The organism is Streptomyces sp. NPDC007983 (assembly GCF_042958345.1).
Classification (GTDB): Bacteria; Actinomycetota; Actinomycetes; order Streptomycetales; family Streptomycetaceae; genus Streptomyces.
Genome location: NZ_JBIBJI010000017.1, coordinates 57,531 through 76,387, shown reverse-complemented (window position 1 = coordinate 76,387; position 18,857 = coordinate 57,531). Strand labels below are relative to the sequence as shown.

21 protein-coding genes are annotated in these 18,857 nt (G+C 72.4%); 15 read left to right on the top strand and 6 right to left on the bottom strand.

Going from position 1 to position 18,857, the window contains the following annotated elements; all coding sequences use genetic code 11:
* Positions 1 to 24: 24 nt before the first annotated feature.
* The 3 genes from ACFZCY_RS35870 to ACFZCY_RS35860 all read left to right on the top strand — a co-directional run bounded on the left by ACFZCY_RS35870 (position 25) and on the right by ACFZCY_RS35860 (position 2,588).
* A complete protein-coding gene (locus ACFZCY_RS35870) occupies positions 25 to 621 on the top strand; it encodes a DUF5998 family protein (protein WP_055549785.1) in 597 nt (198 codons plus the stop codon).
* Positions 621 to 1,850: an alkaline phosphatase family protein gene (locus ACFZCY_RS35865; protein WP_391183068.1), complete on the top strand. Its 1,230-nt coding sequence runs from the start codon at positions 621 to 623 to the stop codon at positions 1,848 to 1,850. The genes ACFZCY_RS35870 and ACFZCY_RS35865 overlap by 1 nt, the downstream gene beginning before the upstream one ends.
* Positions 1,851 to 1,919: 69 nt before the next feature.
* Complete coding sequence (locus ACFZCY_RS35860) at positions 1,920 to 2,588, top strand: thymidine kinase (protein WP_391183065.1); 669 nt, start codon at positions 1,920 to 1,922, stop codon at positions 2,586 to 2,588.
* Here the strand turns inward: ACFZCY_RS35860 and ACFZCY_RS35855 are convergent.
* Positions 2,585 to 3,370, bottom strand: coding sequence for a VOC family protein (locus tag ACFZCY_RS35855; protein WP_391183062.1), 786 nt, complete (start codon positions 3,368 to 3,370; stop codon positions 2,585 to 2,587). The two genes, ACFZCY_RS35860 and ACFZCY_RS35855, sit on opposite strands and share 4 nt — an antisense overlap.
* 287 nt (positions 3,371 to 3,657) lie before the next feature.
* Here ACFZCY_RS35855 and ACFZCY_RS35850 point away from each other — a divergent pair, with 287 nt between their 5' ends.
* Positions 3,658 to 4,494, top strand: coding sequence for a rhodanese-like domain-containing protein (locus ACFZCY_RS35850; protein WP_391183059.1), 837 nt, complete (start codon positions 3,658 to 3,660; stop codon positions 4,492 to 4,494).
* An 85-nt stretch (positions 4,495 to 4,579) separates the two neighbouring features.
* Here the strand turns inward: ACFZCY_RS35850 and sepH are convergent, their stop codons facing one another.
* The 3 genes from sepH to ACFZCY_RS35835 form a co-directional block, all read right to left on the bottom strand.
* Positions 4,580 to 5,683, bottom strand: coding sequence for a septation protein SepH (sepH, locus tag ACFZCY_RS35845; protein ID WP_391183056.1), 1,104 nt, complete (start codon positions 5,681 to 5,683; stop codon positions 4,580 to 4,582).
* A 398-nt stretch (positions 5,684 to 6,081) separates the two neighbouring features.
* Positions 6,082 to 7,407 carry a D-arabinono-1,4-lactone oxidase gene (locus tag ACFZCY_RS35840; protein ID WP_391183053.1) on the bottom strand — a complete coding sequence of 442 codons (1,326 nt, stop codon included), beginning with the start codon at positions 7,405 to 7,407 and terminating at the stop codon, positions 6,082 to 6,084.
* A complete protein-coding gene (locus tag ACFZCY_RS35835) occupies positions 7,361 to 8,617 on the bottom strand; it encodes an MFS transporter (protein WP_391183050.1) in 1,257 nt (418 codons plus the stop codon). The genes ACFZCY_RS35840 and ACFZCY_RS35835 overlap by 47 nt, the downstream gene beginning before the upstream one ends.
* A 172-nt stretch (positions 8,618 to 8,789) precedes the next feature.
* On the opposite strand from ACFZCY_RS35835, the gene ACFZCY_RS35830 reads away from it, so the two are divergent.
* Positions 8,790 to 9,932 carry a ferrochelatase gene (locus tag ACFZCY_RS35830; protein WP_391183048.1) on the top strand — a complete coding sequence of 381 codons (1,143 nt, stop codon included), beginning with the start codon at positions 8,790 to 8,792 and terminating at the stop codon, positions 9,930 to 9,932.
* A gap of 75 nt (positions 9,933 to 10,007) precedes the next feature.
* The gene (locus ACFZCY_RS35825; protein ID WP_391183046.1) at positions 10,008 to 10,808 is read left to right on the top strand and encodes an inositol monophosphatase family protein; all 801 of its coding nucleotides are present in this window, start codon (positions 10,008 to 10,010) and stop codon (positions 10,806 to 10,808) included.
* A 185-nt stretch (positions 10,809 to 10,993) separates the two neighbouring features.
* Here the strand turns inward: ACFZCY_RS35825 and ACFZCY_RS35820 are convergent, their stop codons facing one another.
* Complete coding sequence (locus tag ACFZCY_RS35820; RefSeq protein ID WP_361484780.1) at positions 10,994 to 11,161, bottom strand: hypothetical protein; 168 nt, start codon at positions 11,159 to 11,161, stop codon at positions 10,994 to 10,996.
* Positions 11,162 to 11,546: 385 nt separating this feature from the next.
* Here ACFZCY_RS35820 and ACFZCY_RS35815 point away from each other — a divergent pair, with 385 nt between their 5' ends.
* The 4 genes from ACFZCY_RS35815 (at position 11,547) to ACFZCY_RS35800 (ending at position 14,969) form a co-directional block, all read left to right on the top strand.
* Positions 11,547 to 12,200 carry a response regulator transcription factor gene (locus ACFZCY_RS35815; RefSeq protein WP_055549765.1) on the top strand — a complete coding sequence of 218 codons (654 nt, stop codon included), beginning with the start codon at positions 11,547 to 11,549 and terminating at the stop codon, positions 12,198 to 12,200.
* Positions 12,201 to 12,206: 6 nt separating this feature from the next.
* The gene (locus ACFZCY_RS35810) at positions 12,207 to 13,442 is read left to right on the top strand and encodes an ATP-binding protein (RefSeq protein ID WP_391183043.1); all 1,236 of its coding nucleotides are present in this window, start codon (positions 12,207 to 12,209) and stop codon (positions 13,440 to 13,442) included.
* Between the two features lie 421 nt (positions 13,443 to 13,863).
* A complete protein-coding gene (locus ACFZCY_RS35805; RefSeq protein ID WP_009714537.1) occupies positions 13,864 to 14,166 on the top strand; it encodes a DUF4193 domain-containing protein in 303 nt (100 codons plus the stop codon).
* Between the two features lie 14 nt (positions 14,167 to 14,180).
* Entirely contained in the window at positions 14,181 to 14,969 is a 789-nt protein-coding gene (locus tag ACFZCY_RS35800) for a hypothetical protein (RefSeq protein ID WP_391183041.1), read from the top strand.
* 13 nt (positions 14,970 to 14,982) lie between these two features.
* Here the strand turns inward: ACFZCY_RS35800 and ACFZCY_RS35795 are convergent, their stop codons facing one another.
* Entirely contained in the window at positions 14,983 to 15,426 is a 444-nt protein-coding gene (locus ACFZCY_RS35795; RefSeq protein ID WP_391183038.1) for a DUF3093 family protein, read from the bottom strand.
* Positions 15,427 to 15,485: 59 nt separating this feature from the next.
* Between ACFZCY_RS35795 and ACFZCY_RS35790 the strand changes: the two genes are divergently transcribed.
* From ACFZCY_RS35790 to kdpF, 5 genes are all read left to right on the top strand, one after another.
* On the top strand, positions 15,486 to 16,067 hold the full coding sequence (locus ACFZCY_RS35790) for a PaaI family thioesterase (protein WP_361484772.1): 582 nt from the start codon (positions 15,486 to 15,488) through the stop codon (positions 16,065 to 16,067).
* Positions 16,064 to 16,579: a dUTP diphosphatase gene (gene dut / locus ACFZCY_RS35785; protein WP_079038332.1), complete on the top strand. Its 516-nt coding sequence runs from the start codon at positions 16,064 to 16,066 to the stop codon at positions 16,577 to 16,579. Before ACFZCY_RS35790 ends, dut begins: the two co-directional genes overlap by 4 nt.
* 1 nt (position 16,580) lies before the next feature.
* Entirely contained in the window at positions 16,581 to 17,366 is a 786-nt protein-coding gene (locus tag ACFZCY_RS35780) for a DUF3710 domain-containing protein (protein ID WP_391183033.1), read from the top strand.
* Positions 17,367 to 17,573: 207 nt separating this feature from the next.
* Positions 17,574 to 18,458 (top strand): hypothetical protein, encoded by an 885-nt coding sequence (locus ACFZCY_RS35775; RefSeq protein ID WP_391183030.1) that lies wholly within the window; start codon positions 17,574 to 17,576, stop codon positions 18,456 to 18,458.
* A 309-nt stretch (positions 18,459 to 18,767) separates the two neighbouring features.
* Entirely contained in the window at positions 18,768 to 18,857 is a 90-nt protein-coding gene (gene kdpF / locus ACFZCY_RS35770; RefSeq protein ID WP_391183028.1) for a K(+)-transporting ATPase subunit F, read from the top strand.

Genomic DNA, 18,857 nt, shown 5'->3' with positions numbered 1-18,857 from the left:
GCGCCGCCCCGTAGGATGGTGCCCATGGCGAAGACCGGTACGACGACCCAGGGGCTGCGCGCGGCGATCGAGCGCAGCGGCTATTACCCGGCACTCGTGGCCGAGGCGGTGGAGGCCGCCGTGGGCGGCGAGCCGATCGTGTCGTACCTGGTCCATCAGGAGACCACGTTCGACGCCAACGAGGTCCGCCGCCATGTCACGGTCCTCGTCCTCACCGGCAACCGCTTCATCGTCAGCCACACCGACGAGCAGGCCGCCGACGGCACCTCCCCCTCGCCGTACGCGACCACCTCCACCGAGTCCGTGAAGCTCCAGCGGATCTCGTCGGTCGTGCTCAGCCGGGTCGTCGCCAACCCCGAGTCGTACACTCCGGGCACGCTGCCCCGCGAGGTCGTGCTGACCATCGGCTGGGGCGCCGTCAACCGCCTCGACCTGGAGCCCGCCGCCTGCGGCGACCCGAACTGCGAGGCCGACCACGGCTACACCGGCTCGTCCACCGCCGACGACCTGAGCCTGCGGGTCAGCGAGGCGGGCGACGGCCCCGACACCGTCCGTCAGACCCTCGCCTTCGCCCAGGCGCTCTCCGAGGCCACCGCGGCCACCCCGGACGCCGGCCGCTGATGCCCGGCTCCGTCACCGGCCCGGCCACCGCCGCCGACTCCGCCTGGCCCGAGCCGGTCCCGCTCGACCCCCGCACCGCCCCGGTGCCGCGCTACGGCACCGGTTCGCTCGCCGATCTGCTGCCCGCGATCGCCGCCGGCCAGGAGGTCCCCGGGCAGACGTCCGGGCTCGCGCTCGCCCCGGCCGACCGGGTGTGCGTCTTCCTCGTCGACGGCCTGGGCTGGGAGCTGCTGCGCGCCCACCCCGCCGAGGCGCCCTTTCTGACCTCGCTGCTGTCCAGCTCGCTCGGCGGCACCGGCGCCCCGCTCACCGCGGGATTCCCGTCCACCACCGCGACCTCGCTCGCCTCCGTGGGCACTGGCCTGCCGCCCGGTGCCCACGGGCTGCCGGGCTATACGGTGGCCGATCCCGCCACCGGCCGGCTGATGAACCAGCTGCGCTGGCAGCCCTGGACGGATCCGCACGCCTGGCAGCCGTATCCCACGGTCTTCCAGCTGGCCGACGCCGCGGGCGTGCACACCTGCCAGGTCTCCGCGCCGACCTTCGCGGAGACCCCGCTCACCAAGATCGCGCTGAGCGGCGGCACCTTCCACGGCCGGCTCTCCGGCGAGGAGCGGATGGACCTCGCGGCCGAGCAGCTGGGCGCCGCGGACCGCTCGCTCGTCTACACGTACTACAGCGAAGTGGATGGCAAGGGTCATCGTTTCGGCGTCGACTCCGATGAGTGGCGTGCCCAACTTCGCTACGTCGACGGGCTGGCCCAGCGGCTCGCCGAGCAACTCCCGCCCCGCTCCGCGCTCTACATCACCGCCGACCACGGCATGATCGACATCCCCTTCGACCCGGAGTCGCGGCTCGACTTCGACACCGACTGGGAGCTGCGGGCGGGCGTCGCGCTGCTGGGCGGCGAGGGCCGCGCCCGCCATCTGTACGCGGTCCCCGGCGCGGCCGGCGATGTGCTCGCCGTATGGCGCGAGGTGGTGGGGGAGCGGATGTGGGTGGCCAGCCGTGACGAGGCCATCGAGGCGGGCTGGTTCGGGCGGCCCGGCGGCACCGGCGGCGTGGACGAGCGGGTCTACCGGCGCATCGGCGACATCGTGGCCGCCGCCCGGGACGATGTCGCGATCGTCGCCTCGGAGACCGAGCCGAAGGAGTCCGCGATGGTCGGGCTGCACGGTTCGATGACCCCGGTGGAGCAGCTCGTTCCGCTGCTCGAAGTACGCTCCTGAGCGACCGCGTTCCCGCGCGCCGCCGCCCGCACCGCCACCCCGTCCCGTACGAAAGGCTCCACCACCCCCATGCCCGAGCTGGTGTTCTTCTCCGGAACCATGGACTGCGGAAAGAGCACCCTGGCTCTGCAGATCGAGCACAACCGCTCGGCCCGCGGGCTTCAGGGGATGATCTACGCCCGGGACGACCGGGCGGGCCACGGCAAGCTCTCCTCGCGGCTCGGGCTGGTCACCGAGGCCGTCGAGGCCGTGGCGGACCTGGACTTCTACGCCCATGTGGTCGGCGTGCTGACGGCCGGGGGCCGGGCCGACTACGTCATCGTGGACGAGGCGCAGTTCCTCACCCCGCAGCAGATAGACCAACTCGCCCGGATCGTCGACGACCTGGACCTGGACGTCTTCGCCTTCGGCATCACCACCGACTTCCGCAGCAAGCTCTTCCCCGGCTCCCAGCGCCTGGTCGAACTCGCGGACCGCGTGGAGGTGCTGCAGGTCGAGGCGTTGTGCTGGTGCGGCGCCCGGGCGACGCACAACGCCCGTACGGTCGGCGGCGAGATGGTCGTCGAGGGCGCCCAGGTCGTCGTGGGTGACGTCAACGGACCGGAGAGCGAGGTGGGTTACGAGGTGCTGTGCCGCCGCCACCACCGGCGCCGGATGACGGCCGCCGGCGCGCGGGCCGCCAGCCTGTCCCCCGATGTGCTGCCGGTCGACACGCCCGCCGGTCCGCCGGCCCCCTAGACCTCCGCAGCTCGCACGACCGTGAAGGCCGCCCCCTCCCGGTCCGTGACCAGGGCCGCGCGCCCGGTCGCCCGGTCCGACGGCGGTTCGACCACCCGGCCGCCCAACTCGGCGACCCGGCGCACCGCTTCGTCCACGTCCGCCACCGCGAAATGGGTCATCCAGTGCGCGCCCCGGTCGCGGGGGAGGGCCGGGTCCGCGCTCCGGATCGCGCACGCCGGGCGCCCGGCCAGACGCAGCGTCCGGCGGCCGGGCTCGGGTGCCGGGGTGCTCCCCATGCCGTCCGGTTCGTAGCCGAAGACCATCTGGTAGAACTTCGCGACCGCCCCGGGCTCGCGGGCCGTCAGCTCGTGCCAGACCGGGGTGCCGGGCAGCCCGGCCTCCCGGAGCGCGGTGTGCTCGCCCTCCTGCCACACCCCGAACACGGCGCCCTCCGGATCGGCGGCGATCAGCATCCGGCCCGCCTCATCCGCGTCCAGCGGGCCCACGGCGACGGTGCCGCCGCAGGCGCGGATCATCTCCGCCGTCTCGTCGGCGTCGTTCGAGGCCAGATAGGTCAGCCAGGAGACCGGAAGCTGACGTTCTGCGGGCAGCTCACCCAGTCCCGCGACCGGTCGGCCGTCCCGTACGGCGCGGACGTACGCGCCGAGCTGCTGTGGCCCCGGTGTGAACTCCCAGTCGAACAGGGCGCGATAGAAGTCCTGTGTCGCGGCAAGGCTGTGCACCATCAAACTCGTCCAGCAGGGCGTGCCCGGTGTGCGCCGAGTCGCTGCCTCGGTCATACGTCACTCTCTCCTCGGACCATCGTCGTGGCCGTGCGGCCCCGGGCCGGTCGGCGGCGCGGGGCGGTGATGCGGAGGTGCTGATGTGGGGGGCCCGAACGATATTTGCACCACCTGCCGCGGCAAGCGCCCCGGCCGCGCCGCACGATGCGCGCTCCGGAAGAAGAATGCCCGAATTCTCGCCGCGCGCCCGTTTCGCTGTGCTTGCCATCGCGTGGCCATCAGCTGTGCGTTGGGTGATCGGGGGGTCCAAACGTCGCAGGGGTATCTACGCAAGGATGGTTCCCATGAATGCCATCATCACCGCACCCGATCTCATGAACGCGCTGGCGGGGGAGCGCCCCCCGCTGCTGCTGGATGTGCGCTGGCAGCTCGGCGGCCCGCCCGGCCGCCCCGCGTACGAGGCCGGGCATCTGCCCGGCGCCGTGTACGTCGATCTCGACACCGAGCTGGCGAGTCCGGCCGGGGCGGCGGGCCGCCATCCGCTGCCCGATCTTTCCGCGTTCGCGGCCGCGATGCGCCGGGCCGGGGTCGGCCGGGACCGGCGCGTGGTGGCGTACGACGGCGGACAGGGGTGGGCGGCGGCGCGCGCCTGGTGGCTGCTCCGCTGGGCGGGCCACCCCGACGTCCGCGTGCTCGACGGCGGGCTGCCCGCCTGGACCGCGGCCGGCGGCGCGCTGACCACCGAACTGCCGGGCGAGCCCGAGGGCGACTTCGTCCCGGAGCCCGGCGCCCTGCCGCTGCTCACGGCGGAGGACGCGGCCGCGCTCGCGCGGCGCGGCGTACTGCTGGACGCGCGGGCGGGCGAGCGCTACCGCGGCGAGGTCGAGCCGATCGACCGGGTCGGCGGTCATATCCCGGGCGCGATCTCCGCCCCCACCACCGAGAACGTCACCGCCGACGGCCATCTGCTGCCCGCCGGGCGGCTGGCCGAGCGCTTCGCGGACCTCGGCGTCACCGGGGACACCGAGGTCGGGGTGTACTGCGGTTCGGGCGTCTCGGCCGCGCACCAGGTCCTGGCGCTGGCGGAGGCGGGCATTCCGGCGGCCCTGTACGTGGGGTCGTGGAGCGAGTGGTCCGCCGACGGCAGCCGTCCGGTGGCCACCGGCCCCCAGCCCGGCTGAACCAACCGCGCACAACGCTCCGGGCCCCGTCACCGCAGGTCGGTGACGGGGCCCGGCGCCTTGTCGGGAACGAGCGGCCCGGGGGCTACTCCTGCTTCTTGCGGCGCGTACCGAAGACGATCTCGTCCCAGCTCGGCACCGCCGCCCGGCGGCCCGGACGGACACCGTCCGCTTCCGCCTGGCGGTCCGTCGTACCGGTCAGCCGGTCGCGGTGGCCCGCGACCGAACGGGGCATCAGCACATCCGCGTACGCCGAACCCGCGCTCGCCGCCGGGGCGGGCGGCTCGACGGCCTCCGCCTCCTCCACCGGCTCGTCCGGCGGCGGTGGCGGCGCCACGACCGGCGCCTCGGGCACGACCATGTCGCCACGGAAGTTGGGCACGGCCTCCAGCAGGCTGGTCAGCGAGTCGCGCTCGCCGCCGATGCCGTCGTCCACCGAGGCGGACGGCGACATCGGCAGGGCGGACTCGTCCTCGTCGTCGCCCGACTCGAAGGACGTACCCCGGTCTCTGTCTCTGTCCTTGTCCCGGTCCCGCGGCAGCCGGGCGATGCGCGGCACGAACGGGAAGCTGGGCTCCGGGGTGTCGTCGGCCTCGCCGATGAGCGTCCGCGCCTCGTCGTCCACGGCCTGGACCAGCCGTCGGGGCGGGTCGTACGTCCAGCTCGCGGAGTGCGGCTCACCGGCGACCCGGTAGACCAGCAGCACCTCCCAGGTGCCGTCGTCGCGCCGCCACGAGTCCCACTGCGCGGTGTCCTTCTCGGCGCCGCGCAGCAGCAGCCGCTCCGCTACGGCCTCGCCGAGCTGCGGTCCGGCGTTCTCGCCGGGGCGGCGCACGGGTGTCTTACGGGCGCGCTCGGCCATGAACGCGCGCTCCGCGAGCACCGGTCCCTCGAAGCGGCGCACCCGGTCGACGGGGATGCCGGCCATCTGCGCGACCTCTTCGGCGGTGGCGCCGGCGCGTATACGGGCCTGGATGTCACGGGGCCGCAGATGGCTCTCGACCTCGATCTCGATCTGGCCGAGCCGAGCGCGGTCGTTGCGCACCGCGGCGCGCAGTCGCTCGTCGATGGGAAGTGTGTACTCCGTGCTGTCCGCAGCCTTGAGCACCAGCCGTGTGCCGTCGTTGCTGACGGCCACGACACGCAGTTCGGGCATGGGGACCTCCCGGGTGGTGCCTGCCGACGTCACGGTTGCGTCGCTGCTCTCCCGCTAGACGAGTGTGGCCTGCCCGGGTGCAGCCTGCCACAACTTTGCCGAGTTGCCCGGGCCGGTTGGTTGCCGCCCTCTGCCCCCTCCCGTTGGGTCCGGGCGGCCGGACGGGAAAGCGGGGCCAGGGCTCGCCACAGTACTCCATTCGGGCCGCTCGGGTGGAGCGGCGCGCCAGCCGAGTTCGGGCGTGGCGTGGTGATCCGGCGCCGAATCCTTCGAAGTAGGGCGCAATGTGGATGCCAAGTTTCACAGAAACGTCAGAATCGGAACGATCCGCTTCGTTTATGGGCCACTTCCCCCGGTGGGCGGGAACGAATGTCCACGCCGGGGAGGGCGGCGCCAGTGCGCCCGGTCCGGCCGGGCCGCCCCCGGGCCCGTCAGCCGCCGAGCACCCGCCGCAGGTAGTCGTTGCCGAACACCCGGTCCGGGTCGAGCCGGTCGCGCAGCGCGGTGAACTCGCCGAACCGCGGATAGACCCCGGACAGATACGCCGCGTCGCGGCTGTGCAGCTTGCCCCAGTGCGGGCGTCCGCCGTGCGCGGTCATGATCTGCTCGGCGGCCGTGAAGTACGCCCGGTGCGGGGTGCCCCGGTAGAGGTGGACGGCGATGTACGCGGTGTCCCGTCCGGAGGCGGTGGACAGCGGGATGTCGTCGGCGGGCGCGGTCCGCACCTCCACCGGGAAGCTGACCCGCAGCCCCGACCGCTCCACGGTCGCCTTCAGTTCGCGCAGCGCCGGGACGGCGGCCTCGCGCGGCACCGCGTACTCCATCTCCAGGAAGCGGACCCGGCGCGGGCTGGTGAAGACCTTGTAAGGAATGTCCGTATAGGTGCGGGCGGACAGGGCGCGGCTGGAGATCTTGGCGATCCCGGGGATGGTGGCGGGGACCGCCCGGCCCACCGTGCAGGCCACCTGGAAGATGCCGTTGGACAGCAGTTCGTCGTCCACCCAGCCACTGACCCGGCCGACCGGGGAGGCGGGGCCGGTGCTGCGGTTGTTGCGCTTGGTGTTGCAGTTGCCGGTGTGCGGGAACCAGTAGAACTCGAAGTGCTCGTTCTCGGCGACGAGTTGTTCGAAGTCCGTCATCACCCGCTCGAAGGACATCGGTTCCTCGCGCGCGGTGAGCAGGAACTCCGGCTCCACGCCGAAGGTGATCGCCGTGACCACGCCGAGCGCGCCGAGGCCGACCCGGGCGGCCGCGAAGATCTCCGGGTGCTCGGCCGCCGAGCAGCGCAGCACCGAGCCGTCCGCCGTGACCAGCTCCAGCCCCTTGATCTGGGCGGCGATCGAGGCGCTGTCGCGCCCGGTCCCGTGGGTGCCGGTGGAGGTGGCCCCGGCCACCGTCTGCTCCATGATGTCGCCCATGTTGGTCAGCGACAGACCGTGGCCCGACAAGGTCTCGTTGAGCTGGCGCAGCGAGGTGCCCGCCGCGACGGTCACCGTGCCCGCCTCCCGGTCCACCTCCCGCACGCCCACCAGGCGGTCGGGGCGTATCAGCACGCCGTCGGTGGCGGCCGTGGTGGTGAAGGAGTGGCCGGTGCCCACCGGCTTGACCCGCAGCCCGTCCGCCACGGCCTGACGCACCGCCTCGGCCAGCTCCTGGGTGGAGGAGGGGGCCACGCTCCGTACCGGACGGGCGATGACGTTCCCCGCCCAGTTACGCCACACGCTGTTCCGCTCGGTTCTTACGGTCTTGACGGCCATCCGCACCCGACCCCTCCCGCTGTGGCGCCGGCCGGAGCCGGCGATACCCGAGGAACGCCACCGCCGCCGCGAGCGCCCCGGCCACGGCCGGCACCGCGTACCCCGCGCGGGCCCCGGCGGCGTCCACCACCCCTCCGGCGGCCGACGAGCCGAGCGCCACCCCGACCATGAGCCCGGTGCTCACCCAGGTCATGCCCTCGGTCAGATGCGCGCGTGGTACGTGCTGTTCGACGAGGGCCATGGTCGTGACCATCGTCGGTGCGACGGCCAGGCCCGCGACAAAGAGCGCCACGGCCAGAAACGAAAGGTTCCCGACCAGTTGGAGGGGGATCATACTCACGGTCATCGCACAAATACCCAGCAACCAGCGGAAAGACAGCGATCTTTTGATCGGCAGCAGCCCGAAGACCGCTCCCGCCAGGCATGAGCCCAGCGCGTACACCGCCAGGACCAGGCTCGCCGCAGCCTTGTGACCCTGGCTCTCGGCGAACGCCACCGTCGCCACGTCGACCGCCCCGAAGATCGTGCCGACCGCGACGAAGGTGAGGGCCAGCACCCGGAGCCCGCGCGAGCGCAGCGCCGAGCCGCCGCCGTGCGACCCGCGCGGATGCGGCACGGGCTCGGTGGCCCGCTGCGCGGTGAGCCAGAAGACGCCGACGGCCAGGAAGCACGCGGCCAGCAGCGGGCCCGCCTCCGGGAACCACGCGGTGGACAGCCCGATCGAGATCATCGGCCCGAGGATGAAGCAGGTCTCGTCGACGATGGCCTCCCAGGAGTACGCCGCGTGCAGCTCACGCGGCGCGTCCTGGTGGATCGCCGCCCAGCGGGCTCGCACCATGGACCCGACGCTCGGCACACAGCCGGCCGTGGCGGCGAACACGAACAGCGTCCAGTCCGGCCACCCCCGATGGGCCGCCAGCAGCAGCCCGGCCAGCGAGGCCAGCGTGACGAGGGTCGCCGGACGCAGCACCCGGCGCTGGCCGTACCGGTCGACCAGCCGGGAGGTCTGCGGGCCGAGGACGGCGACGGAGAGCGCGAGGGTGGCCGCCAGCGCGCCGGCCAGCCCGTACCGGCCGGTGAGCTGGGAGACCATCGTGACCACGCCGATGCTCGTCATGGCCACGGTCATCCGCGCGATGAACCCGGCCACGGAGAACGCCTTGGCGCCGGGGGCGGCGAAGATCACACGGTAGGGACTGGGTCCGGGCATGGCGGGGGCCTCCGCGGGCGGGCAGGGCGGCGGAACGGGACGGCGAAAGAGGGGGGAACGCGGTCGGCGGAGCCGGAGTAAGGAACGTCGAAGCTGATACAGCTTACGGTCACCCCGGGGCCCGCGCAGGGGCATTTCCCGCCGGTCCGGGGCTGGTGGCAGGATCGGGACCATGCCGGAACAGCCAGCGCAGACATCCCCCGCCCCGTACGACGCCCTGCTGTTGCTCTCCTTCGGCGGGCCCGAGGGCCCGGAGGACGTCGTGCCGTTCCTGGAGAACGTCACGCGGGGCCGGGGCATCCCCCGGGAGCGGCTCGAGGAAGTCGGGCAGCACTACTTCCTGTTCGGCGGCGTCAGCCCGATCAACGCGCAGAACCGCGAGCTGCTGCACGCGCTGCGCGAGGACTTCGCCGAGCACGGGCTGGACCTGCCGGTCTACTGGGGCAACCGCAACTGGGCCCCGTATCTGACCGACACCCTGCGGGAGATGGCCGCCGACGGCCACCGCCGCATCGCGGTGCTCGCCACCAGCGCGTACGCCTCGTACTCGGGCTGCCGCCAGTACCGCGAGAACCTCGCGGACGCGCTCGCCGCCCTGGAGGGCGAGGGGCTGCCGCTGCCGCGCGTGGACAAGCTGCGGCACTACTTCAACCACCCCGGCTTCGTCCGGCCCATGGTGGACGCGACGCTCGCCGCGCTCGCCGAGCTGCCCGAGGGGGTGCGGGCGGGCGCGCACCTGGCCTTCACCACCCACTCCATCCCGACCGCCGCCGCGGACACCTCCGGCCCGGCCCCGGAGCACGGCGAGGGCGGTGCGTACGTCGCCCAGCACCTCGACGTCGCCCGGCTGATCGCCGAAGCGGTGGGCGAGGAGACCGGCGCCGTGCATCCGTGGCGGCTGGTCTACCAGTCCCGCAGCGGCGCCCCGCACATCCCCTGGCTGGAGCCGGACATCTGCGACCACCTGGAGGAGCTGCACGGCCAGGGGGTGCCCGCCGCGGTGATGGTCCCGATCGGCTTCGTCTCGGACCACATGGAGGTGAAGTACGACCTGGACACCGAGGCGGCCGCCAAGGCGGCCGAGCTGGGCCTGCCGGTCGCCCGGGCCTCGACCGTGGGCGCCGATCCGCGGTTCGCGGCGGCGGTGCGCGATCTGCTGCTGGAGCGTGCGGCCACCGAGCGGTTCGCCGCCGGGGACGGCCCGGTGGCCCCCGAGCGCTGTGCGCTGGGCGCGCTGGGCCCCAGCCACGACTCGTGCCCGGTGGGCTGCTGCCCGGCCCGCTCGCCGCGGCCGGCCGCCGCCGGGGCCGACTAGGACCCAACCGACGGGCCTCCGGGGCCGTCGCACGCGCAGACGCAGTACGCACGGGGCAATCCGCTAAGGAGCACGATGACCGACTCGCTCAACGCCGAACTGCTCGAGCTGGCCCTGGAGGTCGCCCGCAGGGCCGGGGACCTGCTGCGGGACGGCCGTCCGGCCGATCTCGGCGTGGCCGCCACCAAGTCCAGCCCGATCGACGTCGTCACCGAGATGGACGTCGCCTCCGAGAAGCTGATCACCGACTTCCTCGCCACGCACCGCCCGGAGGACGGGGTGCTGGGCGAGGAGGGCGCGAGCAGCGAGGGCAGCAGCGGCGTCCGCTGGGTGATCGACCCGATCGACGGCACGGTGAACTACCTCTACGGCCTCCCGTCCTGGGCGGTCAGCATCGCCGTCGAGCGGGACGGCGAGCCGGTCGTCGGCGTGGTGGCGGCGCCGATGCGCGGCGAGACGTACCACGCGGTGCTCGGCCAGGGCGCGTACGCGAACGGGGAGCGCGTGCGGGTGCGCCCCGCGCCCCCCTTCGAGCAGGCGCTGATCGGCACCGGCTTCGGCTATGTGCGCGAGCGCCGCATCGGGCAGGCCAGGGTCCTCAACGAGCTGGTACCCCAGGTGCGGGACATCCGGCGCGGCGGATCGGCCGCCATCGACCTGTGCGACGTGGCCTGCGGGCGGCTCAACGCGTACTACGAGCGCGGGCTCAACCCCTGGGACTACGCGGCCGGCGCCCTCATAGCCCGCGAGGCCGGCGCGCTCACCGGCGGACGGCCGGGCGTACCCGCCTCGACGGAGCTGACCATCGCCGCCGCCCCGGGGCTCTTCGAGCCGCTGCGAGACCTGCTGGAGGAGCTGGGCGCCTGGCACGACTGAGCCGGGTCCCCGCGCACGCGAAGCGCCCCGGTGCCAGGAGGGCACCGGGGCGCTTCGGCGTGGATTGTGCCGGTCGTGCTCAGGAATCGGCGTACCGGAGCTGGATCGGTCTCCGTCACACCGGGTGATCAAGCCGCCAACGGGATCGGGCGGCGCACTGGATCAAACAGCCTGGATCGAGCGGATCAAGCGGCGCTTACTTCCACGCCGTGCTCGGCGGCGAGCCGGCGGAGATCTTCCAGCTCCGCCAGCTCCACGTCGGCGAGGAAGTCGTCGCCCGTCTCACGGGCGCGGGTGAGGTCGGTCTTGGTGGTCTCTATACGCTGCAGAATGCCTGCGGTGAAAGCGTCCATGGTGCGCCCCCTCGTCGTGGGTCGGTGGCACGGGGGTGTGCCGACGGCGGGAGCGATCACGTATGTGAATCCCTGAGGGTGGCAGCGGCGTCAACGGATAGCCACATACAGGGCGTGATCGCGGGGTGTGCAGTCGTCCTCCCCACCCCACTCGGAGCGGAAACCTCCGGCACCAAAAGTTTCTCAACGATCTTGAAATGACGTTGAAGCGATCGTGAAGTGGGCCCCGGGGCCCCGGGACCTCTTACCGCCGGTTTATGAGACTTCGAGGCAGGATGGAGGCGCCGAACGCTCATCGAGTTCGGCGAGATCACGCCCGTTGCGGCGCATGAGAGCCCGCGGCGGCCCACGAAGCCGCCGCGGCCACGAGGGAAGGACGAACGACGTGCGTGTACTCGTCGTCGAGGACGAGCAACTGCTCGCCGACGCGGTGGCCACCGGACTGCGCCGGGAGGCCATGGCCGTCGACGTCGTGTATGACGGTGCCGCCGCCCAGGAGCGCATCGCCGTCAACGACTACGACGTCGTGGTCCTCGACCGTGACCTGCCGCTCGTCCACGGTGACGACGTGTGCCGCAAGATCGTCGAACTCGGCATGCCCACCCGCGTCCTGATGCTCACCGCCTCCGGCGACGTCAGCGACCGCGTCGAGGGGCTGGAGATCGGCGCCGACGACTACCTCCCCAAGCCGTTCGCCTTCAGCGAGCTGATCGCCCGGGTGCGGGCGCTCGGCCGCCGTACCACCGTCGCCCTGCCGCCGGTCCTGGAGCGGGCCGGGATCAAGCTGGACCCGAACCGCCGCGAGGTGTTCCGGGACGGCAAGGAGATCCAGCTGGCGCCGAAGGAGTTCGCGGTGCTGGAGGTCCTCATGCGCAGCGAGGGCGCCGTGGTCTCCGCCGAGCAGCTGCTGGAGAAGGCCTGGGACGAGAACACCGACCCGTTCACCAACGTCGTCCGGGTGACCGTCATGACGCTGCGCCGCAAGCTCGGCGAGCCCGCGGTGATCGTCACGGTCCCCGGCTCGGGTTACCGGATCTGACCGGGCATGGCCACGACTCCGCTCCCGCCGGCGGCCCCGCCCAAGCCCAGCTGGGACCCGCAGCACACCTCGCCGCCCAACCCCTGGCTGCGCCCCACCATCCGGATACGGCTCACCCTGCTGTACGGCGGGATGTTCCTGATCGCCGGTGTGGTGCTGCTGACGATCATCTATCTGCTGGCGGCGGACGCCATCCGCCGGGGCAGCGAGTTCCCGCTGCAGATCGTCCGGATCGACTACAAGCCCTCCGACACGTGCCATCTGCCCAGCCAGGGCAACAACGACGCGTTCAACCGGGCGGTGGCCCAGTGCATGTCCCAGCAGCGCGACTTCGCCCTGGACGGGCTGCTGCGCCGCTCGCTGCTGGCTCTGCTGGGGCTGGCCGTGGTCGCGTTCGCGTTCGGCTACGCCATGGCCGGGCGGGTGCTCTCGCCGCTGGGCCGCATCACCCGTACGGCGCGTCAGGTGGCGGGGTCGGACCTGTCCCGCCGGATCGAGCTGGACGGCCCGGACGACGAGCTGAAGGAGCTGGCGGACACCTTCGACGAGATGCTGGAGCGACTGGACCGGGCGTTCACCGCGCAGCAGCGGTTCGTCGCCAACGCCTCGCACGAGCTGCGCACCCCGCTGGCGATCAACCGCACCCTGCTGGAGGTGCAGTTGTCCGATCCACAGGCGTCCCCGGAGCTGGTCCAGCTCGGCAAGACGCTGCTGGCCACCAACGAGCGCAGCGAGCAGCTGGTGGAGGGTCTGCTGCTGCTGGCCCGCAGCGACAACGAGATCGTGGACCGCAAGCCGGTGGATCTCGCCGAGGTCGCCTCCCAGGCCCTGGAACAGGTCCGGTCCGAGGCCCAGGCCAAGGGCGTGGAGATCCGGGGCGACCGGGCGGCCGCGGTGGTCCAGGGCAACGGGGTGCTGCTGGAGCGGATCGCGCTGAACCTGGTGCAGAACGCGGTGCGCTACAACGTCCAGGACCACGGCTGGGTGGAGGTGACCACCGAGGTGCGGCAGGGACAGGCGCTGCTGGTGGTCGCGAACACCGGGCCGGTGGTCCCGGCGTACGAGATGGACAACATCTTCGAGCCCTTCCGCAGGCTGCGTACCGAGCGCACGGGCAGCGACAAGGGCGTGGGCCTGGGGCTGTCGATCGCCCGCTCGGTGGCGCGCGCCCACGGCGGCCGGATCGCGGCCGAGCCGCGGGAGGGCGGCGGCCTGGTCATGCGGGTGGTGCTCCCGGTCTGAGCGCGGAACGGCGAAACGGCGGAATGGTGAAAGGGGGAGTACCCTCGTGGGGTGTTCGCTTTGGGCGGAATTTTCGTGATCCGCCCACCGCTGGCATCGTGTGTGATCGATCACATGGGCGATTTTCAAGCCATACACTCTGCGTGATCGTGCCGGTTGCCGGAAAGCCGTAAAAATCCGGGTTTTCAGGCACCGTGATCACGGGAAGTACACGTCATGGCGCATGAGAGTGCGACATTCGGACCGTGTACGGTCCCGATGGCCATCCAACCCGATCACCTCTTCAGGGGTGCGGTTGGGTGTCGATTGAGTAACAGACCTTGATGTGAGGCAAAATCTCCGCCTCAGGTCGGGCACAAGTCCGGCCTCTCACGCGTTACGAGCGCTGAGACACCGCAGACACCCAGAGGGGGAGAGCGACATGGCAACGGATTACGACACCCCACGCAAGACCGACGATGACGTCAACGAGGACAGCATCGAGGAACTCAAGGCCCGCCGGAACGACAAGTCGGCGTCCACTGTCGACGTCGATGAGTTCGAGCAGGCCGAGGGCTTGGAGCTGCCCGGCGCGGACCTCTCCAACGAGGAGCTGTCCGTGCGGGTGCTGCCCCGCCAGGCCGACGAGTTCACGTGCATGAGCTGCTTCCTCGTGCACCACCGCAGCCAGCTGGCCGCCGAGACCAAGAACGGCCAGCCGATCTGCCGCGACTGCGCGGCCTGAGCCGCAGGCCAGGCGTGGACGCGGAGTCCGGCGACGGGGACGAGGCGACGCATGTCGAGCGAGGCCGGGCGGCCTCGCTCGCGGCCGCCCTCGGCCGCGGTGTCCGGCAGAGCGGTGGCCGTGCCAGGGCGGGGGTGTACGCGGTCGCCGACCGGATCGCGGCGAACGCGCCGCGCATTCCGGTCCGCGACCTCGCGGCCCTCCGCAAGCAGTTCCCCGGGCTCGGCCCGGAGGAGATCGCGGACAAGCTGGTGGCCGGTGCGGCGAACGCCACCTCCACCGTGGGCGCGGGCGTCGGTGCCGCGGCGATGCTGCCGACCCCGCCCGCCATGCCCACCGAGCTGGCCGCCGAGATCGTCGGCGTGGCGTCCATAGAGTTCAAGCTCATCGCCGAGCTGCACGAGGTCTACGGACTGCGGGCGCCCGGGTCCGTGCGGCAGCGGGCCGCCATCTACCTCGGCGCGTGGTCCGAGGAGCGGGGTATCGACCCCACCATCCCGGCCAGCGTCAACGCCGCACTGAACGTCCAGATGAAGCGCGAACTGCGCCAGCGGGTGCTGAGACGGAGCTTCCGGAACCTGCCGGTCCTCGCGCCCTTCATGGTCGGCGCGGCCGTCGGCGCCTCGATGAACCGGCGCGACACCAAGAGACTCGCGCGCAAGATCCGCAAGGACCTGCGCGACCGCCAGGTGCCCTGGGACGCCCTTCCCCCGTCCCCGGAGGCCCCGGGCGGACCGCCCGGCACCCCCGGCGAGCTGCCGCCCCCGCGGCCCCCGCAGCCCGGCCCGCAGGACACTCCCTAGGCAGGGCGCCTGCTCAGGCGCGTACGGCCGTCAGGGCCGCGGCCAGGCCCTCGGGGTCCCGGGTCGAGACGTACACGTACGGCGTCGGATCCTGCGGATCGGTGACCTCGACCCGCAGCGCGGTCGGGATGTAGCTCCGCAGCAGCATGTAGGCCCGCGGATCGGCCTTGTACGTCCGCCAGGCGGCCGCCTCGGCGGCGTCCAGCACCTCGGCGGTCCCGAGGGCCGACACCGGGATCCTGGCCTCTCCCGCCACCAGCGAGCCCGCCACCACCCGCACCCGGGCCGAGCCGTACGAACTCACCACGACACAGGCCAGCGCCGCCCCGCCGATCAGGCCGCCGAGCATCGGCAGCGTGCCGAGCGGCAGCAGGGCCAACGCCGTGCCGACCCCGATCAGAATCGCGATGAACCACCATGAACGGGGCGCGGTGAGACGTTCGTCGTAAGGCTGCATGCGTATCAGCTTGGCATGGCCGCCTGCCGGGGCATCTCTCGCGGGTAAGGTCAGCCGTTGTGAGTGGAAGAACGACAGTGCTGAAGCCGCCGGACGGCGCCACGGCACCCGTGCGCCACCCCGACGCACCCGCGCCCGGGGAGCCCCTCGGCGCGCATTACGAGCAGTGCTTCGGCTGCGGCGAGCAGAGCGGCGGTCTGCGCCTGCGGGCGCGGGCCGGCGAGGGCGTCGGCCTCACCGCCGAGTTCACCGTGGACGCCGCCCACCAGGGCGCGCCCGGCCTGGCCCACGGCGGGGTGCTGACCGCCGCGCTGGACGAGGCGCTGGGGGCACTGAACTGGCTGCAGCGCGTGATCGCGGTGACCGGGCGGCTGGAGACGGACTTCGTCCGGCCGGTGCCCGTCGGCACCGTGCTGCACCTGGAGGCACGGGTGACCGCCGTGCACGGCCGCAAGATCTACTGTGCGGCCACGGGTCGCATCGGCGGGCCCGAGGGGCCCGTGGCGGTGCGCGCGGAGGCCCTCTTCATAGAGGTGCGGGTCGACCACTTCATCAAGAACGGCCGGCCGGAGGAGATCAACGCGGCGCTCTCCGACCCGGATCAGGTGAAGGTCGCGCGCGCATTCGAGGTGAATCCGTGACTCCCGTACCGGTGGACGTGTTGATCCGCAGGGTGGACCCCCAGGTGCCGATCCCGGGGTATGCCCACCCGGGGGACGCCGGTGCCGATCTCGTCACGACCGAGGCGGCGGAGCTGGCCCCGGGGGAGCGCGCGGTTCTGCCCACCGGAGTGTCTATCGCGCTCCCGGAGGGGTATGCCGCCTTCGTGCATCCGAGGTCCGGACTCGCCGCCCGCTGCGGCGTCGCCATGGTGAATGCCCCGGGGACCATCGATGCCGGGTACCGTGGAGAGATCAAGGTGATCGTGGTCAACCTGGACCCGCGCGAGAGCGTGCGGTTCGAGCGCTACGACCGGATCGCCCAGATGGTCGTCCAGCAGGTCGAGAAGGTGCGCTTCCAGGAGGTGGCGGAGCTTCCCGGGTCGGCGCGGGCCGAAGGGGGCTTCGGGTCCACCGGCGGTCATGCCGCCGTGGACGGCACAACGGGTGGGAATGGATACGCTTCGGTCGGTTCCGACCGGGAAGGACGATGACGTGTTCGGACGTCGCCGCAAGCGCAGCGAGGAGGACGTCGAGTCGCTCGACGTGACCTCCGAGGAGTTGGCCGAGGACGCAGAGGACGCGGCGGGCCTCGTCGACGACGAGGGCGACGCGGAGGCTCCCAGGGTGAGCCTGCCCCCCGCGCCGCGCCCCGACGGCCCGTGGGACGTGTCCGAGGTGCGGGAGCCCGGCGAGGGCCGGGTGGACCTCGGCGGCATGTTCGTGCCCGGGGTCGAGGGCATGGAGCTGCGGGTGGAGGTCGCGGGGGACGCGATCGTGGCCGCGACCGTGGTGCTGCGGGACAGCGCCGTGCAGCTGCAGGCGTTCGCCGCGCCCAAGAAGGAGGGCATCTGGGGCGAGGTGCGCGACGAGATCGCCACCGGCATCACCCAGCAGGGCGGTGTGGTGGACGAGGTCGAGGGCCCGCTCGGCTGGGAGCTGCGGGCCCAGGTCCCGGTGCAGCTGCCGGACGGCAAGAACGGCGTCCAGGTGGTGCGCTTCATCGGCGTCGACGGGCCGCGCTGGTTCCTGCGCGGAGTGATCTCCGGGCAGGGCGCCGTGCAGCCCGAGACCGGCAGCCTGCTGGAGGCGATCTTCCAGGACACGGTCGTCGTGCGCGGCGAGGGCCCGATGGCCCCGCGCGACCCGATCGTGCTCAAGCTGCCGAACGACGCGCAGATGGTGCCCGACGGGGTGCAGCAGGACGAGGCGCAGGGCTCGCGGTTCGCGGGCGGCGCCGACCAGCTCCAGCGCGGTCCGGAGATCACCGAGGTGCGCTGACCGGAGGCCGCGCCGAGCGCATGAGGCCAGGTCCGAAGGGGCCCGGGGAGTCTTCCCGGGCCCCTTCGATTTTTTTCGCACCACGTTGAACACGCCTGCCGCCCGGGGCGTACTGATGGGCAAGAGACCCCCGGCGCGCCCGCGGCAGTGGGAGAGCGGGCGCGACGGGGACACCCCCCTGTCCGACCTCAACGAGGTGAGTGATCAATGTCCCGAGGCCTTCCGTTACTTCACCGTCGGCGGATTGTTGTCGCCGGTGTGATCGGCGGTATTACCTGTGCGTCCGTCGCGGTGGGAGCCGCCATGGCGGGTCAGGACGACAGCAGCGACACGGGGAAGGCGTCGGTCAAGGCCGCCTCCTCCATCAGCTGCCCCGCCGTGGAGGGATCCCTGCCGGAGATTCCCGCGGAGGCCAAGGCGGAGGTGGACCGCAACCTCGCTCTTCTGGACACCCAGCTCGCCGAGGCGAACAAGCGGCTGAGCACCAGCCAGGGCGAGGGCGGCCCGAACTTCGTGCAGAACGCGATCCTCGGTCCGCTGGCGGACAAGCGGAAGTCCACCCTCGACCGCATCGCGATCTCCATCGGGCGCCGGGCCGAGAAGCCGACCGGCCTCGACGCGCTCGCCGAGTGCACGCTGTCCGGCGGCGCCGGTGGCGCGGGCGCCGATGCGGGGGCCGGGGCGAGCCCGACGGCCGCCGCGAGCGGCGCGGCCTCGGCCGACCCCGCGGCGGAGTCCGGCGCCGACACGGGCGCCGGTGCGGACACCGGCGCGGACGCGGGCGCCGGTTCCGGTCAGACGATCAGCTGCCCGGACGTCGCCGGTCAGGTCGGCAACGTACCCGCCGCCGCCCAGGCGGAGGTGGACCGCAACCTCGCGCTTCTGGACACGCAGCTCGGCGAGGCCAACAAGCGACTCGCGACCTCCGCGGGCCAGGGCGGCCCGAACTTCGTGCAGAACGCGATCCTGGGCCCGCTGGCGGACAAGCGGAAGTCCACGATCGACCGCATCAAGATCTCATTCTCCCGTCAGGGCTCGACCGCCCCCTCCGGTCTTGACGCTCTGGCGGGCTGCTCGCTCGCATCCGGCTGAGTCCCCGGCGTAAGGCTCGGCTGATGTGAGCGTTCTACCGGTGGGCCGTACTTTTCTCTGCGGAGTACGGCCCACCGGCTATGTCGCGTCGTGCGGGCACCCCTGGGCGTCAGGGAGGCGTCAAGAGGGTGCTCGCCGCCGTAAGGGAGCCGTCAACGGCGGCTCCCGCCCCTCGAACACGGGTTTTGCTCTAGAGGTCAGCTCTCCACCGATCCTCTAGGAGCCCACGATGGCCGATCTGGCCTTCGTCGTCGCCACGCTCGCGGTGTTCGCGCTGGTGGCCCTCGTCGCCAAAGGGGTGACGAAGCTGTGACCGCCGAGAACGGCGTCGGACTGGTCGTGGCCGTCGCGCTGCTGGGCTATCTGGTCCTCGCCCTCCTCTTCCCCGAGAGGTTCTGA

What these genes read in the sequence shown, in the direction of transcription:
- ACFZCY_RS35870 (WP_055549785.1), top strand. Translation starts at nt 25, where the DNA reads ATGGCGAAGACCGGTACGACGACCCAGGGGCTGCGCGCGGCGATCGAG.
- ACFZCY_RS35865 (WP_391183068.1), top strand. Translation starts at nt 621, where the DNA reads ATGCCCGGCTCCGTCACCGGCCCGGCCACCGCCGCCGACTCCGCCTGG.
- ACFZCY_RS35860 (WP_391183065.1), top strand. Translation starts at nt 1,920, where the DNA reads ATGCCCGAGCTGGTGTTCTTCTCCGGAACCATGGACTGCGGAAAGAGC.
- ACFZCY_RS35855 (WP_391183062.1), bottom strand. Translation starts at nt 3,370, where the DNA reads ATGACCGAGGCAGCGACTCGGCGCACACCGGGCACGCCCTGCTGGACG.
- ACFZCY_RS35850 (WP_391183059.1), top strand. Translation starts at nt 3,658, where the DNA reads ATGAATGCCATCATCACCGCACCCGATCTCATGAACGCGCTGGCGGGG.
- ACFZCY_RS35840 (WP_391183053.1), bottom strand. Translation starts at nt 7,407, where the DNA reads ATGGCCGTCAAGACCGTAAGAACCGAGCGGAACAGCGTGTGGCGTAAC.
- ACFZCY_RS35835 (WP_391183050.1), bottom strand. Translation starts at nt 8,617, where the DNA reads ATGCCCGGACCCAGTCCCTACCGTGTGATCTTCGCCGCCCCCGGCGCC.
- ACFZCY_RS35830 (WP_391183048.1), top strand. Translation starts at nt 8,790, where the DNA reads ATGCCGGAACAGCCAGCGCAGACATCCCCCGCCCCGTACGACGCCCTG.
- ACFZCY_RS35825 (WP_391183046.1), top strand. Translation starts at nt 10,008, where the DNA reads ATGACCGACTCGCTCAACGCCGAACTGCTCGAGCTGGCCCTGGAGGTC.
- ACFZCY_RS35820 (WP_361484780.1), bottom strand. Translation starts at nt 11,161, where the DNA reads ATGGACGCTTTCACCGCAGGCATTCTGCAGCGTATAGAGACCACCAAG.
- ACFZCY_RS35810 (WP_391183043.1), top strand. Translation starts at nt 12,207, where the DNA reads ATGGCCACGACTCCGCTCCCGCCGGCGGCCCCGCCCAAGCCCAGCTGG.
- ACFZCY_RS35805 (WP_009714537.1), top strand. Translation starts at nt 13,864, where the DNA reads ATGGCAACGGATTACGACACCCCACGCAAGACCGACGATGACGTCAAC.
- ACFZCY_RS35795 (WP_391183038.1), bottom strand. Translation starts at nt 15,426, where the DNA reads ATGCAGCCTTACGACGAACGTCTCACCGCGCCCCGTTCATGGTGGTTC.
- ACFZCY_RS35775 (WP_391183030.1), top strand. Translation starts at nt 17,574, where the DNA reads ATGTCCCGAGGCCTTCCGTTACTTCACCGTCGGCGGATTGTTGTCGCC.